The organism is Ensifer sp. ENS02 (assembly GCF_014851885.1).
GTDB classification, from domain to species: domain Bacteria; phylum Pseudomonadota; class Alphaproteobacteria; order Rhizobiales; family Rhizobiaceae; genus Ensifer; species Ensifer adhaerens.
Genome location: NZ_JACVAO010000003.1, coordinates 374566 through 390851, shown reverse-complemented (window position 1 = coordinate 390851; position 16286 = coordinate 374566). Strand labels below are relative to the sequence as shown.

The following is a 16286-nucleotide window of genomic DNA, read 5'->3' as shown; positions in this document are numbered from 1 at the left end:
AGCGCGCCCCTGCTCCAGGACAATTTGTCATGACCGACCCGCCGGCCACCTCCGCCCCGTTCGCCGCCAACGAGAAGCTTGGCGCCCTGCTCGTCTTCGGCTCGGCCTTCTTCTGGAGCTTTGGCGGCGCGATTGCGCGGTTCCTGCACATTTCCGACAGCTGGACGATCGTCTTCTGGCGCTGCCTGTTTGCCGGCCTGTTCCTGCTCGCCTTCATGCTGGTGCGTGACGGACCGCGCGGCACGGTGGCCCTGTTCAAGGGCATGGGTTGGCCGGGCATCGCCGTCGGGCTCTGTTTCACCATCGCCTCGACCTCCTTCATCATTGCGATCTCCTACACGACGATCGCCAATGTCGTTCTGCTCGGCGCCGGGGTGCCGCTGTTTGCGGCGCTGATGAGCTGGGTGCTGTTTCGCGAGCGGGTCTCGCGCTTCACCTGGGGCGCGATCACCGCCGTCATTTTCGGCGTCGGGATCATGGTCTCGGAAAGCCTGACGGGAACAATGTCACCGGTCGGCGATGCGCTGGCGCTGCTGATCCCCGTCGTCTTCGCGCTGGCAACCGTCATTACCCGCCGATACCCGCATGTGCGCATGACGCCGGCGACCTGCTTCGGCTGCTTTGCCGCAAGCGGCATTGCCGCCAGTCAGTCCTCGGGCCTGGCAGTGACTGGAGGCGAGCTCGCGCTGCTCTTCGTCTTCGGCGCCTTCAACCTCGGGCTTGGCATGGCGCTCTTCGTGACCGGCGCCCGGCTGGTGCCCTCGGCGCTGGCCGCGCTGCTCGGGACGGCGGAAACCGTGCTGGGGCCGCTCTGGGTCGCGATCATCCATGGCGAGGTGCCGAGCAGCCGGACGATCGTCGGCGGCACCTTCATTCTTCTGGCGTTGCTGGCCTACCTGCTCAACGAATTCCGGCGGACGCAAACCATCCCCACACGGCCGGTCCGCACGCCGACGCCTTGACATCCACGGCCAAAACCTCGAAGCCAAGGACTTTCTCGATGAAGGACCGACCGCCGATGGCCGATACCAGACCCAAAGACGACAAGCCGTTGTTCGGCCGGCCGTGGATTTTCATTCGCGGCGTCCCCGCCATGAAATTCCTGCCGCCGGAAGGACCGGCCGAGATTGCCTTTGCCGGCCGCTCGAACGTCGGCAAGTCGTCGTTAATCAACGCGCTGGTCGGCCACAAGGGTCTGGCAAGAACCTCCAACACCCCGGGCCGCACGCAGGAACTCAACTACTTCGTACCGGATGGATTTTCCGGCGAGGCCGACGACCTGCCGCCGATGGCGCTCGTCGACATGCCCGGCTACGGCTATGCCCAGGCGCCGAAGGAACAGGTCGATGCCTGGACAAAACTGGTCTTCGACTACCTGCGCGGCCGCTCGACGCTGAAGCGCGTCTACGTGCTGATCGACAGCCGCCACGGCATCAAGAAGAACGACGACGAGGTGCTCGACCTGCTCGACAAGGCAGCCGTCTCCTATCAGCTCGTGCTGACCAAGACCGACAAGATCAAGGCCGCCGGCGTGCCGCGGCTGATCGCCGAGACGCTCGAAAAGATCAAGAAGCATCCCGCCGCCTTCCCGGAAGTCCTTGCGACTTCCTCGGAGAAGGGCGAAGGGCTCGACGAGCTGCGGGCGGCAATCGGCATCGCGATCGCGCGCTAAAGGGGGCCTCAGGGCGTCCGGCATCGCGCTGCAAGCACCCGCCCATGCGAAATCGATGTCTTTGATCTCTGTCACTACCCCGACATGCAATCCGCTCTATCTCTGCGTTGCGTCCAGAACGGTGGCGCGGCCAGAGATAGGAGTGTGACATGTCCGATTTGATCGTTGTCGGGTTCGATTCCCCCGAGGAGGCTGACAGGGTTCTGGTCCGGCTCGCCGGGCTGAAGAAGGAATATCTGATCGACCTCGAGGATGCGGTGGTCGTCGTGCGCGACACCGAAGGCAAGGTCCACCTCAAGCAGAGCCTCAACCTGACCGCCGTCGGCGCCACCTCGGGCCTGCTCTCCGGCTCGCTCTGGGGCGGCCTGGTCGGCCTCCTGTTCCTCAATCCGCTGGCAGGCTTTGCAATCGGCGGTGCGCTCGGCGCGGGTGCCGGCGCCCTCTCGGGCTCGCTCAGCGACTACGGTATCGACGACGAATTCATCAAGTCGCTCGGCAACACCATCCCGAACAACTCCTCCGCTCTGTTCATCCTGGTGCGCAAGGTTCAGCCGGAAAAGGTTCTCGCCGAATTCCCCGACCTGCGCGGCCGCGTGCTGAAAACGTCGCTTTCGCCCGAACAGGAGCAGAAGCTGCAGGCAGCGCTCTCCGGCACAACAGCGGCTGCACCGCCCGCCGGCGCCTAAACGTCCGGCTGGCTTATCGAGACAGCACGAAGGCGAGCGCCAGGCCATTGATGCAATGGCGCTTGCCGGTCGGTGGCGGGCCATCGTCGAAGATGTGACCGAGGTGGCCGCCGCAACGGCGGCAATGGCATTCCGTACGGGTCATGAGCAGCGAATTGTCTTCCCGTGTCGCCACGGCATTGGGGAGCGATTGCCAGAAGCTCGGCCAGCCCGTGCCACTGTCATACTTCGCCTCGGACGAATAGAGCGGCAATGCACAACCGGCGCATTGGAAGGTGCCCTTGCGCTTCTCGTGGTTAAGCGCGCTTGTAAAGGGACGCTCCGTGTCCTCGTGCCGAAGGATCCGGTACTGGTCGTCGGTGAGGGCTGCCCGCCATTCGGCATCAGATTTGACGACCTCGAAGGGCTCGATTCCCGCTGCCCATGCAAGCGGCGTGAGCCCGCGCAACGCGAATGCTGCGGCCAATGCCGTGCCTGCCATCAGGAAGACGCGCCGGCTGATCATGCTAACCTCCCACTTGGCCTAAAGCGCGTCACGATCATTCGCGCGGAGCGCTGTACGTTGTCGATTTGTCGGATGTCGCGATAGACGATACCGCCCGGACACACCCGCTGCAAAACAATGCCGTTCAAAGCATCGTGACGCGGTGAAAGGCCATCGGTGATACGACCTATGGTAAGCGCCAGGCCGCCGGCAGCGGCCAGGCGCCGCCGAACTCAGCCTTTCGGCAGGAGCACCTTGTCGACCACATGGATGACGCCGTTCGACTGCTTGACGTCGGCGATCGTTACCGTCGCCATACCGCCGGTTTCATCGGTCAGCATCAGCTTGCCGCCGTCTTCCCTGGCTTTCAGCACACAGCCGCCGACCGTTTTGACGTCATGCTCGCCGCCGTCCTTCTTGATCATCTCGGCAATCGTCGCCGACATCGCGTCGGCGGCAACGACATGGCAGGTCAGGACCTTGGCGAGCTTGTCCTTGTTCTCTGGTTTCAGAAGCGTGTCGACGGTACCGGCCGGCAGTGCGTCAAAGGCGGCATTCGTCGGCGCAAACACCGTGATCGGCCCCTTGCCCTCCAGCGTCTCCACCAGCCCGGCTGCCTTGACGGCGGCGACCAGCGTGGTGTGATCCTTGGAATTAACGGCGTTCTCGACGATGTTTTTCTCCGCATACATCGGCGCGCCGCCGACCATCGGATTTTCGGCATGGGCGACGAAGGCACTTGCTGCGAGGACGGACGCTGTTGCGACCAAGCGGATGGCAGACGTGAACATCTTCTCTTCCTTCCTGTTGAGGGAGGCGGCGCATGGGCCGCCTGCCGAAGCTGCCGTTCCCTGCGGGGGAACAAGACAAGCAACGGAAGGACGAGAGAAAGAGTTTCAGGAATTTTCAGGGAAGTTAGTCGATTGATAAATAAGGATATTTATCGATATCACGCGCTCAGAGGTTTCGCGCCTTGCCGAGCGCGATGATCGGTCCGGTGGCCACGCCGGTCGGCGAACCGCCAAGCGGCTCGACGCTGACGGCAAGAACCGAGCCGGCGGAGATCCGCGAGCGGAAGGTCGACGGCACGGCGATTCCGCCCTCCCCGGTCTGCGGCAGGACACCGAGCGAGATTGCCGGATTGCTGCCGTTGATCAGCCAAAGTTCGAGGGATTTCTGTTCCGCCTGGCTGGCGGCCACCGGCGTTACCTGCAAGCGGCCCGATGCCCGGTCGAAGCGGGCGACGAGATCGATGGCGCTGCCTTTCCCCGAGAGCTCGGCAACAAGCGAGGCACCGGTCGACCGCGTCTCGAACAGGCCGGCCATGGAGGCGCCCATCACCAGCAGCGCGGCGAACGAGGCAAGCGCCAGTCCTCGCCAGAGCGCCAGCGAGTGCCAGAGCCCGCGGGACCGTACAGGTTCCGACCGCAACGTATCGAACAGCTGCCGTTCGATCGCGGAGAACGTCCTGGGTGGGGGCACCACCGGATCATAGGCGTCGTCGAAGGAGGAAAGGTTGCTCTGCCAGCGGTCGACCATGGCGGCAAAGTTGCGATCGGAAGCAAGCCGGGCCTCGACCTTGCGGCGATCGTCGGCAGACAACACGCCGAGCACATACTCGCCCGCAATCACCTCGTCGCGGCGAAAGTCCCGGCCCTCTGGGGTTGGTGTCGTCATCGCTCCATACACTCTCGCAACTTCAGGAGACTGCGCCTCAACCAAGTCCGCATAGTGTTTAGCGGCACCGCGAAGACGTCAGCCAGTTCCTGGTAGCTCAGGCCCTCGACGTAGGCGCGCCGCACCGCTTCCGCGCGGTCTTCTTCAAGCTCCTCCATGCACGCGTCGATCCGCCTGCCTTCTGCTCTCACGACTGCCAACTTTTCCGGATCGGCAGCAGGATCAGCCAAATCGTAGGCTTCGTCAATCACATTGGCAGCCGGTTTGCGCGCCCGGATGAAGTCGATGGCCTGATTACGCGCTATTGCCGCCAGCCAGGAACCCGCAGCCGCCTGTCCTTGCGAAAACCGGCCAGCCCGCTGCCAAATCTTGACGTAGATTTCCTGCAGCGCTTCTTCCGCCTCGCCCCGATTGCCAAGAATACGCAGGCAGATGCCGAAGAGTTTCGGACTGGTCTGCCGATACAGTTCGGCGAAGGCGTCGCGATCGCCGAGCGAAACGCGGCCAAGCAGGCCGGCTATATCCTCATCGATCATAGAACGCGCCCCGAAGCCTCATCTCTCCAGAGATAGGGCGCAGTTCACTTTGAACCAGCCATATCGTCATTCGGCCTTTATGTTGCTCTCCGATCATTCCATCGATCCGGAACTTGCGCTAAACAGCAGCCGGTATTTTTCGAGGGTCCGCCATGTCCGCCAATGAAAGTGAAATCCAGGCACGCCTGCTCACCCAGGCCCTGCCCTACATGCAGCGCTACGAGAACAAGACGATCGTCGTCAAATATGGCGGCCACGCCATGGGTAACAGCGAGCTCGGTCGCGCTTTTGCAAGCGACATCGCGCTTTTGAAGCAGTCGGGCGTCAACCCGATCGTCGTGCATGGCGGCGGCCCGCAGATCGGCGCCATGCTGAGGAAGATGGGCATCGAATCGAAGTTCGAAGGCGGCCTGCGCGTCACCGACGAAAAGACGGTCGAGATCGTCGAGATGGTGCTCGCCGGCTCGATCAACAAGGAGATCGTCGCGCTCATCAACCAGACGGGCGAATGGGCGATCGGCCTTTGCGGCAAGGACGGCAACATGGTCTTCGCCGAAAAGGCACGCAAGACCGTCAAGGATCCGGATAGCAATATCGAGCGCGTCCTCGATCTCGGTTTCGTCGGCGAAGTGGTCGAAGTCGACCGCACGCTGATCGACCTGCTCGCCCGCTCGGAAATGATCCCGGTGATCGCGCCGGTCGCGCCCGGCCGTGACGGCCACACCTACAACATCAACGCCGACACCTTCGCCGGCGCCATCGCCGGTGCGCTGAACGCCACGCGCCTGCTGTTCCTGACGGACGTTCCCGGCGTGCTCGACAAGCAGGGCAACCTGATCAAGGAACTCTCAGTATCCCAGGCCCGCGCGCTGATCGCCGACGGCACGATTTCCGGCGGGATGATCCCGAAGGTCGAGACCTGCATCGACGCAATCAAGGCGGGCGTTCAGGGCGTCGTCATCCTCAACGGCAAGACGGCCCATTCGGTGCTGCTCGAAATCTTCACCGAGCGCGGCGCCGGCACGCTGATCGTGCCCTGATCGGACTGAACTCGTTCGCAACCAACAAGAAAGCGGGAGAAGGCCTCGGCCCTCTCCCGCTTTTCGTTTTAGCGGGCGAAATCCGATCAGCCGTTGTAAACCTCGGTCGCCGCCGCCTTCAATTCTTCCATCATCACGCGGTATGGGCCCGGGCCGTAGCTGACGCGTGACACGCCGGCGCGGGCGAGCGTCTTCAGGTCGGGTGCGGCCGGGCGCATCATGATGTTGACGGGCAGGATCGAGGCGGCGCAGACCTTGGCGATCAGCGCCTCGTCCACCAGCCACGGTACGAAGAAGCCGCTGGCGCCCGCTTCGGCATAGGCCTTGCCGCGGGCGATCGCCTCGTCGACGAGGCCGGCATGCCGGCTCTCGTCACCCTCCTGCAGGAAGAGATCGGTGCGGGCATTGATGAACAGGGGGATGCCGCGCCGGTCAGCCATCTCGCGGATGGCGCGGATGCGCTCCGCCTGCTTTTCGACCGGGTGCACGCCGCCCTTGCCGACGATCTGGTCCTCGAAGTTGATGCCGATGGCGCCGACGTCGAGGATGCGCGAGACATTGGCGGCACCGGTCGCCGCGTCGTCGGAGTAGGCGCCTTCGAAATCGATGCTGACGGGCAGGTCGGTGCTCGCCACGACCAGGCGTGCGATATCGGCAAGCCAGGCCAGAGGCACCTTCTCGCCGTCGCCGAAGCCGTGGGCGGCCGCCACCGACCAGCTTCCGGTCGCAAGCGCCTTGGCACCGGCCTCTGCCACGGCCTTGGCGCTGCCGGCGTCCCAGATGTTGTACAGCACCACCGGGTCACCCTTTTTATGCAGGGCGGCGAAGGCGAGCGCCTTTTCCTTCTGGTTCATTGTGTTTCCTCCACCAACAGGCTGACTGGTTTCATTTTCGCCTCGTGCCGAAGCAGCCACTGTTTCCGCCAAAGCCCGCCACCGTAACCGGTCAATGAACCATCCGCGCCGATGCAACGGTGGCACGGAATGACGATGGCGATCCGGTTGGAACCGTTGGCCTTGGCGACCGCACGTGCGGACTGGATCGTAGCGACCTCGCGGGCAATGTCACCATAGGAACGCGTCCCGCCGGCGGGAATCTTCACGAGCTTCGCCCAGACGTTGCGCTCGAAGGGCGTTCCCCCGGGCGCAAGCGGAGTTTGAAATCCGCCCGCCTCGCCGGCGAAATAGCTCTTCAACTCGCCTTCGATCTGATCGATCGGCGCCGTCCGGCCGGGGACGATGGCCGAGCGCGTCGCGCGCTTCAGCGCCTCCAGTTCCGTCGGCAGCGCCTTGCGTTCGTGGAACTCCAGCAAATGGAGGTGCGTCGCATCGGCAACCGCGACCATCGGCCCGATCGGCGTTTCGATCCAGTCGGACGAGAGCAGCGCCCTCCCCTGGGCTGCCGCCGGCGCATCGCCGAGCAGGCGCTGGAAGGCTGCGCGAAACCCGCTCGGCGACTCGTAGCCGGCCTCGAGCTGGGCGTCGATCACCCGACCACCGTCGGCGAGCTGGCGGGCGGCGAGCCCCAGGCGACGATGGCGCGCGAGATCGAGGAAGGTGATGCCGAGCGCGCGCTTGAAGGCACGCCGGACGGTCGAGGGATCAAGCCCGCGGCGCACGACGTCGTCCTCGCTCCAACGGCGCTCCGGTGCTGCTTCCAGCGCCTGCAGAAGCTCCTGGACGAGCGGATCCTTGGCGCCGAACGTGGCAAGCGGCCGGCAGCGCTGGCAGGGACGGAAACCCGTCTCCAGGCAGGTGCCGATCGAGCCGACGAAGATCGTGTTTTCCCGCTTCGGCTTGCGGGCCGGGCAGGACAGGCGGCAGAAGACGCCTGTTGTCTTGACGCAGACGAAGGCCGAACCTTCGTATTCGCTGCTGCGCGCCATCAAGGCGTCGTAGAGCGTTTCATCGGAGGGAAGATCGAACAACATGCCGCGGTTCTAGCATGACCACGGCTCGGGAGACGCCGGTTTTCGGGCGTCTATTTTTCAGATCAGCACCAGCATGACGACACCGAGCACGATCAGCAGGCAACCCAATAGCTCCAGTCTGTTGATCCATTCGCGGAAGATGAAAAAGGACGAGGCGAAGGTGAAGAGCATTTCCACCTGGGCGACGACCTTGACGACGGCCGCCTGCTGCAGGGTCATCGCCATGAACCAGCCGAAGGAGGCAGACGCGCCGACGAAACCGACGACAAAGGCCGGCTTCCAGGCAGCCGCGATGCGCGGCAGCTCGTCGCGTTCGCGCAGCACGATCCAGATCAGCATGACCACGGTCTGCAAGAGGATGACGAAGCCGAGCGTGAAGCTTGCCTGCATCATGTAGTCGGGTGCTGGCAGGCTCGGCGCCAGAGCCAGCGACGCCGAACGGTAGGCGACGGCCGAAAGGCCAAAGAAGGTGCCGGACAGCAAGCCGATGCCGGCCGTGCGCGAGAATACCGAGGTCACCAGCGTGCGCGCACTCAGGGTCGTGCGCGCCACCGAAATCAGCATCACGCCGACGACCGAGATGGCGATTGCCACCAGCGTGCCCTCGCTCGCCTTTTCGCCGAGGAAAATCAGGCCGAAAAGCGCTGCCTGCGCCGGTTCCGTGCGCGAATAGGCGGTGCCGACGGCGAAGTTGCGGAAGGAGAAGAGATGGACGAGCAGGAAGGTTGCGGCGATCTGCGCCAGCCCCCCGATCACCGCCCAGAGGAAAAAAGTGCCGTTCGGCACCGGAAGCGGACGGCCCACCACCTGCCAGAGCACAACGAGATAGAGGAAGGCGAACGGCAGGCCGAAGCCGAAGCGCACGAAGGTCGCGCCCGTCGTGCCCATGACGCCTTTCAAGTGTTTCTGCATTGCGGAGCGGACGTTCTGAAGGAAGGCCGCGGCGATGGTGATGAGGACCCAGGTTTCCATCGTTTCGAGCTAGCATGCAGGCCGGCTCGTTGCCAAGGACCACCTAACGGACCGGTTGCTAGTCCGCCCTTTCCCGCGCCTCTGCGAGCTCCGTGCCCTCGCTGATCGTGATCCGGGGCGCCTCGTCCTCGAAGGTCTTTACCCGCTGATCGTAGTTCGGCGCGAGCGTTCCGAGCACACGGTCCCAGAAGGAGAAGTAGTTGGCGTAATTGTACCTGAAGCCCGAATGGTGCTGATCATGGAACGTCGTGCACAGCAGCGGAGACGGGTAGCGCGCGGTGGAGGCGGCAAAATACTCGAAGCCGCAATGGCCGATCATGCCGTTGAAATGTTCGAACAGCCGATGGGCGATGAGCACCAGCGGCGGAAACGGCACGACGAAAACGACGACGGCCGAAAAGCTCTGAAGCAGGAAGTTGTCGAAGACGTCCTCGGAATAGGTGCTCCAGATCGTCGGCGCCACGCTTTTATGATGCAGGGCATGCAGCGGATAGAGCCACTTGGTGTGCAGCAGCCGGTGCATGAAATAGAACCAGGCATCGTAGAGGATCATGCTGAGCACGAAGAGCGGCAGGGCGTTCCACCAGGTAAGCGTCCAGGGCGCCGGCGCCCAGCCCTTCTGCTGGGCGTAGAGTCCGATCGTCAGCGGCAGGCAGGCGCTGAACATCGATTTGAGGCTCTGGCGGATCTCGGCGCTGCGGCGCTTGTCGGAACCGCGTCCCTTCTGGATCTTTCGCTCGGGATTGCGCTCGTTGAGCCATGTGATGCCATAGCCAAGCGCGAAATAGGTAACGACGGTGAACGTGTAAAACCCGAACAGAAAGAGCAGATAGAATACTTCGTTCGACATTGGCATCCGCATCCCCGAGCCAAAAACCGCGCGAGCCGGAAGATGCCACGCACAACCGCCAATTCAAAGCGCTAATCTATGCGCCAGCATTACGCCCGGCCCCGCATCGCCATTTTCCCGTTTGCCGCCACGGTCGGTCGTGTCATAAGGCGGTCATGAAAAAGCTCGACCGCCTGCCGACCCGCTCCGAATTCGCCCATGTCACCGACTGGGTCTTCGACCTCGACAACACGCTCTATCCCCACCACGTCAACCTGTTTGCGCAGATCGACCGCAACATGACGGCCTATGTGGCGAAGCTTTTGTCGCTCGATCCGGCCGACGCCAAGAAGCTGCAGAAGGACTATTACCGCGACCACGGCACGACGCTCAAAGGCCTGATGGTCCATCACGGCATCGACCCGAACGAGTTCCTCGAGCAGGCCCATGCGATCGACTATTCGATCGTTCCGGCCGACCCGGCGCTCGGCGAAGCGATCAAGTCGCTTCCCGGCCGCAAGTTCATCTTCACCAATGGCAGCGTTGCCCATGCGCAGATGACGGCCCGGGCGCTCGGGATCCTCGACCATTTCGACGACATCTTCGATATCGTCGCCGCCGACTTCGTGCCGAAGCCCGCGGGCGAGACCTATGACAAGTTCATGAGCCTGCACCGGGTCGATACCCGCAATGCCGTGATGTTCGAGGACCTGCCGCGCAATCTCCTCGTGCCGAAGGCGCTGGGCATGAAGACGGTGCTGCTGGTGCCGCAGAACCTCGAATACACCTTTGCGGAATCGTGGGAAAAGTCGAACGACACCGACGAGCAGATCGACTACGTGACGGAAGACCTCACCGGCTTCCTGCGGAGCCTCCTCACAGATCTCTAGAGTGGCGCTGGCGGACGCCGCAAAGACGGCGTCCCGCCCGCTGCGACACAATTTTGCCGCCGAAAAACCCCTTTTCGGCCAATGACTTAAATTACCAAAGTTTAACTGGCGTCGGCTGCACCCGCGTCTATCCTTGCGATCAGAAACAACCGATCGAAAGGACGCATGATGCCGAACAAGACCCTGATCCTCGGCGTGGCTGCACTCTCCGTCGCCGTCACCGGAATGGCCTCCCCCTCCTTTGCTGCCCGCGAAAAGATGACGCCCGAGCAGCGCGGCCAGCGCATGATAGAGCGCCTCGACACCAACAAGGACCAGAAGGTTTCGCTCACCGAGTTCCAGGCGCGGATCTCCGACAATTTCAAAACCTTCGATACCAATGGCGACGGGCAGATCAGCGCCGAAGAAATGAAGGTCAAGCGCGAGGCCTTCCGTGAGGCGCGCAAGGCCTGGAAGGACGCCAAGGCAAAGACCGGCACGGAGCGCGAGACCGCCCTTGCCAAGCTGAAGGAAGCCCGCCCGGCCATGCTGCCTGGCCTGCGGCCCAAGGCCTTCAAGCGCGTCGATACCGACGGCAACGGCTCCTTGAGTGCCAGCGAGGTTTCAGGCGCCGCGGAAGCCATGTTCAAGCGGCGTGACAAGAATGGCGACGGCGTCATCGACGCGGCCGACTTTACCAAGAAGATCTGACGGGAGCTCTTCTCTCTCCCCACCGCCCGGTGGAGAGGCTCCCGGCTAGCCCATAGCCCCTTGCTCCCCCCAGCGAGGGGCTATGCGCATTGTCGGAGGCGTTCCGCGCGAGATCGTTTCAGCGGCGGCCGTTCGCCATCGGCACCGACTTCGGATCGACCGTTTCGTAGAAGCGGGAGATGATCTCCCAGGCTTCCTCGGCCGTTTCGACGAAGTGGACTAGGTCGACATCGTTGGGCGCGATCGTGCCGAACTCGGCGAGCGCCTCGAAATTGACGATCGAGCGCCAGAACTTTTCCCCGAAGAGAATGAGCGGAACCAGCGCCAGACGCCCGGTCTGCATCAGCGTCATCGTCTCGAACAATTCGTCCAGCGTGCCGAAGCCGCCCGGGAACACGGTGACGGCCTTGGCGCGCAAGAGGAAATGCATCTTGCGGATGGCGAAGTAGTGGAAGTTGAACGACAATTCCGGTGTCACGTAGCGATTGGGCGCCTGCTCGTGCGGCAGCACGATGTTGAGGCCGATCGACGGCGCGCCGACATCATCGGCGCCGCGATTGCCGGCTTCCATCACGCCCGGCCCACCGCCGGTGACGACGACATATTCCTTGTAGTGCAACTTGGCCGAATGCTCGGAGCAGAGCCGCGCGAACTTGCGTGCTTCCTCGTAATAGACCGAGGCGGCTTCGAGGTTCTTGCGCTGCGTCTCGTTCTTCGCCGCCCAGGCGTCGCCGCCGGGCTCAGGAATGCGAGCGCCGCCGAACATGACGACGGTGGAGTTGATGCCGCGCTCTTCCAGCATCATTTCGGTCTTCAGGAGTTCGAGCTGCAGCCGGATCGGGCGCAGTTCCTCGCGGCAGAGAAAATCGTCGTCGATATAGGCGAGGCGATAGGAAGGCGAAGCCGATTGCGGCGTGACCGGAACGGTCTGTGCGCGTTGCCGGCTCTGCGAGCTGTCGGCCAGCGGATCCCAGACCCCATCTTTGCGGCGCAGAGCGCGCTTCTTCATGCGTGCCATATTCTCGTCTTTCCCGTCGCGTTCCGGACAATCGGCATCTCGTCCAGACGCGTCCTATCCTCAATCCTCGGTCATGAAGGTCGCAAGCGCATCAGCGCGCTGCGGCGGCCTTTGCGCATCCCGAACGGGTACGCGGCGCTGTAGTGCCGTGTTCGCCTCAGTTTGCCAAGCCCCGGCCACTCCAGGGACCTGAAAAGCCCTTCAACTTTTCAGGATCACGTCGTGCAGCCACCGCCGCTCAGGACGTGTCAAGGTCGCTGCAGCAGCTAGATCTGCTGCATAATTTTGTCCTTAAATCGATTCCGATTTTCGGATTTATGCAGTAGAGCTTTCGCAGGATAACCGCCGAACTTTAAGGAATTCCGATGACGAACCACGACCTCGCCTCCCTGTCGCAGACGATCGAAGCCGCCTTTGAAGACCGCGACTCCGTCAACACCGGAACGCGCGGCGCGGTGCGCGATGCCGTCGAGACGGCGCTGAACCTGCTCGACAGCGGCAAGGTCCGCGTCGCACAGCGCGGCGAAGACGGTAACTGGACGGTCAATCAGTGGCTGAAGAAGGCCGTACTGCTCTCCTTCCGCCTCAACCCGATGGAAATCGTCAAGGGCGGCCCGGGCCAGTCGGTCTGGTGGGACAAGGTGCCCTCGAAGTTCGACGGCTGGAGCGTCAACGAGTTCGAGAAGGCCGGCTTCCGCGCCGTTCCGAACTGCGTCGTGCGCCGTTCGGCCTACATCGCCCCCAACGCCATCCTGATGCCCTCCTTCGTCAATCTCGGCGCCTATGTCGGCGAAGGCACGATGGTCGATACCTGGGCAACGGTCGGCTCCTGCGCCCAGATCGGCAAGAACGTGCACCTTTCGGGCGGCGTCGGCATCGGCGGCGTGCTGGAGCCGATGCAGGCCGGCCCGACGATCATTGAAGACAACTGCTTCATCGGCGCCCGCTCGGAAGTCGTCGAAGGCTGCATCGTGCGCGAAGGCTCGGTCCTCGGCATGGGCGTCTTCATCGGCAAGTCGACCAAGATCGTCGACCGCGCCACCGGCGAAGTGACCTATGGCGAAGTGCCGCCCTACTCGGTCGTCGTCGCAGGTTCGATGCCCTCGGGCTCGACCATGGGCAACGGCCAGCCGGCGCCGAACCTCTACTGCGCCGTCATCGTCAAGCGCGTCGACGAGAAGACCCGCTCGAAGACCGGCATCAACGAACTGCTTCGGGACTGATCGCGATGACACCGGAGGGGCCGCAGCCGAGCATGACCTGGCTGTTCTTCAGCCCCTCCGGTCGCATCGGCCGCCTGCCCTTCTTTCTCTCCTGGCTGTTCTGGTTCCTGATCGGCGGCTTCATGGTCGCCCGAATGGTTGCCAACGAGGGCAATGAGACGGTGCTGGCGCTCTGGACGCTGGCATTCGTCGTCTCGAGCCTCGTCTCGCTGCCCTCCATCGCCATGCTGGCGATCAAGCGCCTGCACGATATCGGCTATCCCGGCCCGCTTTCCCTCACTCTGTTTATCCCGGTCTTGAGCCCGGTCGTCTTCATCGCCCTTTGCCTCTGGCCGGGCGATCAGGGGCCCAACGAGTTCGGCGCGCGCAGCGACGAACCCGGCCCTTGAACCCTTCGCCCCTGTACAAGAACCGCGTGAGCGCGTATGTAGCGCGCCATGACAGGCCCGCGACGTGTTGGCCGCGGCAATTGGCGCCGAGACGATCCGTTCGTCCTGGGCTCTACGACCGATATCCGAAAGACAAGATATGACTGAATTCGAAGGGATCGCGCCTGCGATCGCCGAGGCGTTGGCAAAACGCGGTTACAACGAATTGACGCCGGTTCAACAGGCGATGCGCGATCCGGAACTCGCCGGGCGCGACGCCCTGGTTTCGGCGCAGACCGGTTCCGGCAAGACGGTCGCCTTCGGCTTGGCGCTGGCGCCGACGCTGCTTGGCGACGAACGCCGCTTCGGGCCTGCCGGTGCCCCCCTGGCGCTCGCCATCGCACCGACGCGCGAACTGGCGCTTCAGGTCAAGCGCGAGCTTGAGTGGCTCTACGGTGAGACCGGCGCGACGATCGCCTCGTGTGTCGGCGGCATGGACATGCGCACCGAGAAGCGCACGCTGGAACGCGGCGCCCACATCGTCGTCGGCACGCCCGGTCGCCTTTGTGACCATATTCGCCGCAACTCGCTCGACATTTCTTCGCTGCGCGCCATCGTTCTCGACGAAGCCGACGAAATGCTCGACCTCGGCTTCCGCGAAGACCTCGAATTCATTCTCGAAGAGTCCCCGGACGATCGCCGCACCCTGATGTTCTCGGCGACCGTGCCGAAGTCGATCGCAACGCTTGCCAAGAACTACCAGCGCGACGCCGTACGCATCAGCACCGCTTCCGAACAGAAGCAGCATGTCGATATCGAATACCGCGCGCTCACCGTTGCGCCGAACGATCGCGAAAACGCGATCATCAACGTGCTGCGCTTTTACGAAGCGCGCAACGCCATCGTGTTCTGCTCGACCCGCGCCGCGGTCAACCATCTGACCGCCCGCTTCAACAACCGCGGCTTCTCGGTGGTGGCGCTTTCGGGCGAGCTCAGCCAGAACGAACGCACCCACGCCCTTCAGGCCATGCGCGACGGCCGCGCCCGCGTCTGCATTGCGACCGACGTTGCCGCCCGCGGCATCGACCTGCCGGGCCTGGAACTGGTCATTCACGCCGATCTGCCAACCAACTCCGAGACGCTGCTTCACCGCAGCGGCCGCACCGGACGCGCAGGTCAGAAGGGCGTCAGCGCCCTGATCGTGCCGGTCAACCAGCGCCGCAAGGCTGAGCGCCTGCTCGACGGCGGCCGGATTACCGCGACCTGGGCACGCCCGCCGTCGGCCGACGAGGTCAGCCAACGTGACGACGAGCGCCTGCTTGCCGATACGAGCTTTGCCGAGCCGATCCGCGAGGACGAACAGGCGATCGTGGCAGCACTTATCGAGCGCCACGGTGCCGAGCAGATGGCCGCCGCCTTCGTACGCCAGTTCCGTTCGGGACGGTCCGCTCCGGAAGACCTGATCGAAGTCGCTGTCGGCGCCAAGCCGCGCCGCGACGAACGCGCACCACGCGATGATCGTGCACCGCGCGAGGACTTCGGCGCCGAGCGGGCCGATTTCAGCGACGGCAGCTGGTTCTCGCTGTCCGTCGGCCGCAAGCAGAGTGCGGAGCCGCGTTGGCTTATCCCGATGCTCTGCCGTCACGGCAAGCTGACCAAGCGCGACATCGGCGCGATCCGCATGCAGCAGGAAGAGACCTTCGTCGAGATGACCGCCGAAGGCGCCGAACGCTTCCTGTCGGCGATCGGCAAAGACAAGATGCTGGAGAAGGGCATCCGCGTGAAGCCGCTCGCCGGTGCGCCGGATCTGTCGCAGCAGCGCCAGGAAAAACCGAGTTTCTCGAGGGACAAGCCGAACTTCTCCAAGGATAAGCCGGGCTTTGCCAAGAAGCGCCCCTATTCCGACGACGCCGCTCGCAATGACGACCGCGGCGACTTCAAGCCGAAGCGCAAGTTCGAAAAGAAGGCCGCCTATAGCGATGGGCCCGCCCATACCGAGGACAGGCCGCCGGCGAAGGGCGCCGAAAAGCCCTGGGGCAACAAGAAGAAGGGCAAGCCGGACGCTGCCAAGGACGGCGGCTTCAAGCCCAAAACCAAGCCGAAGGGCAACGCCAAGAACCGCCAGGGCTGAGCCCGGCGACGGCAACCCAAAAGCCAATCAACAAGGCGCTGCGATCCGATCGCGGCGCCTTTTTTTGTTACTCCGACGACCGGGGAGCGAGCGGTCCCGGCACTCCGCCCGGACGCTCAGCGCAACGCGGATCATGCATG

The 16286-nt window shown here is 63.6% G+C and carries 18 protein-coding genes; 9 read left to right on the top strand and 9 right to left on the bottom strand.

Annotated elements, in window-relative coordinates:
- Window positions 1–29 precede the first annotated feature (29 nt).
- From IB262_RS09215 to IB262_RS09205, 3 genes are all read left to right on the top strand, one after another.
- On the top strand, window positions 30–962 hold the full coding sequence (locus tag IB262_RS09215) for a DMT family transporter (RefSeq protein ID WP_060581823.1): 933 nt from the start codon (window positions 30–32) through the stop codon (window positions 960–962).
- A gap of 56 nt (window positions 963–1018) precedes the next feature.
- Window positions 1019–1672, top strand: a complete 654-nt coding sequence (gene yihA / locus IB262_RS09210) for a ribosome biogenesis GTP-binding protein YihA/YsxC (RefSeq protein ID WP_060607324.1) — start codon at window positions 1019–1021, stop codon at window positions 1670–1672.
- Window positions 1673–1821: 149 nt separating this feature from the next.
- Window positions 1822–2358: a DUF1269 domain-containing protein gene (locus tag IB262_RS09205; RefSeq protein WP_034797308.1), complete on the top strand. Its 537-nt coding sequence runs from the start codon at window positions 1822–1824 to the stop codon at window positions 2356–2358.
- Window positions 2359–2371: 13 nt separating this feature from the next.
- Here the strand turns inward: IB262_RS09205 and msrB are convergent, their stop codons facing one another.
- From msrB to IB262_RS09185, 4 genes are all read right to left on the bottom strand, one after another.
- A complete protein-coding gene (msrB, locus tag IB262_RS09200; RefSeq protein ID WP_112974831.1) occupies window positions 2372–2863 on the bottom strand; it encodes a peptide-methionine (R)-S-oxide reductase MsrB in 492 nt (163 codons plus the stop codon).
- A 212-nt stretch (window positions 2864–3075) separates the two neighbouring features.
- Complete coding sequence (locus tag IB262_RS09195) at window positions 3076–3633, bottom strand: fasciclin domain-containing protein (RefSeq protein ID WP_192493519.1); 558 nt, start codon at window positions 3631–3633, stop codon at window positions 3076–3078.
- 166 nt (window positions 3634–3799) lie between these two features.
- A complete protein-coding gene (locus IB262_RS09190; protein WP_112974829.1) occupies window positions 3800–4519 on the bottom strand; it encodes an anti-sigma factor in 720 nt (239 codons plus the stop codon).
- Window positions 4516–5055, bottom strand: coding sequence for a sigma-70 family RNA polymerase sigma factor (locus IB262_RS09185; protein WP_034797319.1), 540 nt, complete (start codon window positions 5053–5055; stop codon window positions 4516–4518). The genes IB262_RS09190 and IB262_RS09185 overlap by 4 nt, the downstream gene beginning before the upstream one ends.
- A gap of 152 nt (window positions 5056–5207) precedes the next feature.
- Between IB262_RS09185 and argB the strand changes: the two genes are divergently transcribed.
- Window positions 5208–6095 (top strand): acetylglutamate kinase, encoded by an 888-nt coding sequence (gene argB, locus IB262_RS09180; protein ID WP_192493518.1) that lies wholly within the window; start codon window positions 5208–5210, stop codon window positions 6093–6095.
- Between the two features lie 86 nt (window positions 6096–6181).
- Here the strand turns inward: argB and IB262_RS09175 are convergent, their stop codons facing one another.
- From IB262_RS09175 to IB262_RS09160, 4 genes are read right to left on the bottom strand one after another with little or no spacing between them, the layout of a single operon-like run.
- On the bottom strand, window positions 6182–6949 hold the full coding sequence (locus IB262_RS09175; RefSeq protein WP_112974828.1) for an isocitrate lyase/phosphoenolpyruvate mutase family protein: 768 nt from the start codon (window positions 6947–6949) through the stop codon (window positions 6182–6184).
- Window positions 6946–8025, bottom strand: a complete 1080-nt coding sequence (locus IB262_RS09170) for a trifunctional transcriptional activator/DNA repair protein Ada/methylated-DNA--[protein]-cysteine S-methyltransferase (RefSeq protein WP_060607227.1) — start codon at window positions 8023–8025, stop codon at window positions 6946–6948. The genes IB262_RS09175 and IB262_RS09170 overlap by 4 nt, the downstream gene beginning before the upstream one ends.
- Window positions 8026–8082: 57 nt before the next feature.
- A complete protein-coding gene (locus IB262_RS09165) occupies window positions 8083–8997 on the bottom strand; it encodes a DMT family transporter (RefSeq protein ID WP_034797329.1) in 915 nt (304 codons plus the stop codon).
- Between the two features lie 58 nt (window positions 8998–9055).
- Window positions 9056–9847, bottom strand: a complete 792-nt coding sequence (locus IB262_RS09160; RefSeq protein WP_060581818.1) for a sterol desaturase family protein — start codon at window positions 9845–9847, stop codon at window positions 9056–9058.
- 155 nt (window positions 9848–10002) lie between these two features.
- Between IB262_RS09160 and IB262_RS09155 the strand changes: the two genes are divergently transcribed.
- Together IB262_RS09155 and IB262_RS09150 are read left to right on the top strand one after the other, a co-directional pair.
- Window positions 10003–10716 (top strand): pyrimidine 5'-nucleotidase, encoded by a 714-nt coding sequence (locus IB262_RS09155; RefSeq protein ID WP_090295082.1) that lies wholly within the window; start codon window positions 10003–10005, stop codon window positions 10714–10716.
- Between the two features lie 168 nt (window positions 10717–10884).
- A complete protein-coding gene (locus tag IB262_RS09150) occupies window positions 10885–11406 on the top strand; it encodes an EF-hand domain-containing protein (RefSeq protein ID WP_162728662.1) in 522 nt (173 codons plus the stop codon).
- 118 nt (window positions 11407–11524) lie between these two features.
- Here IB262_RS09150 and IB262_RS09145 read toward each other — a convergent pair whose 3' ends face one another.
- On the bottom strand, window positions 11525–12424 hold the full coding sequence (locus tag IB262_RS09145) for an LOG family protein (protein WP_077962548.1): 900 nt from the start codon (window positions 12422–12424) through the stop codon (window positions 11525–11527).
- Between the two features lie 365 nt (window positions 12425–12789).
- Here IB262_RS09145 and dapD point away from each other — a divergent pair, with 365 nt between their 5' ends.
- The 3 genes from dapD (at window position 12790) to IB262_RS09130 (ending at window position 16146) form a co-directional block, all read left to right on the top strand.
- Window positions 12790–13647, top strand: a complete 858-nt coding sequence (gene dapD / locus IB262_RS09140) for a 2,3,4,5-tetrahydropyridine-2,6-dicarboxylate N-succinyltransferase (protein WP_034797345.1) — start codon at window positions 12790–12792, stop codon at window positions 13645–13647.
- Between the two features lie 5 nt (window positions 13648–13652).
- Complete coding sequence (locus tag IB262_RS09135; protein WP_034797357.1) at window positions 13653–14036, top strand: DUF805 domain-containing protein; 384 nt, start codon at window positions 13653–13655, stop codon at window positions 14034–14036.
- A 139-nt stretch (window positions 14037–14175) separates the two neighbouring features.
- Window positions 14176–16146 (top strand): DEAD/DEAH box helicase, encoded by a 1971-nt coding sequence (locus IB262_RS09130; protein WP_112974826.1) that lies wholly within the window; start codon window positions 14176–14178, stop codon window positions 16144–16146.
- Window positions 16147–16286 lie beyond the last annotated feature (140 nt).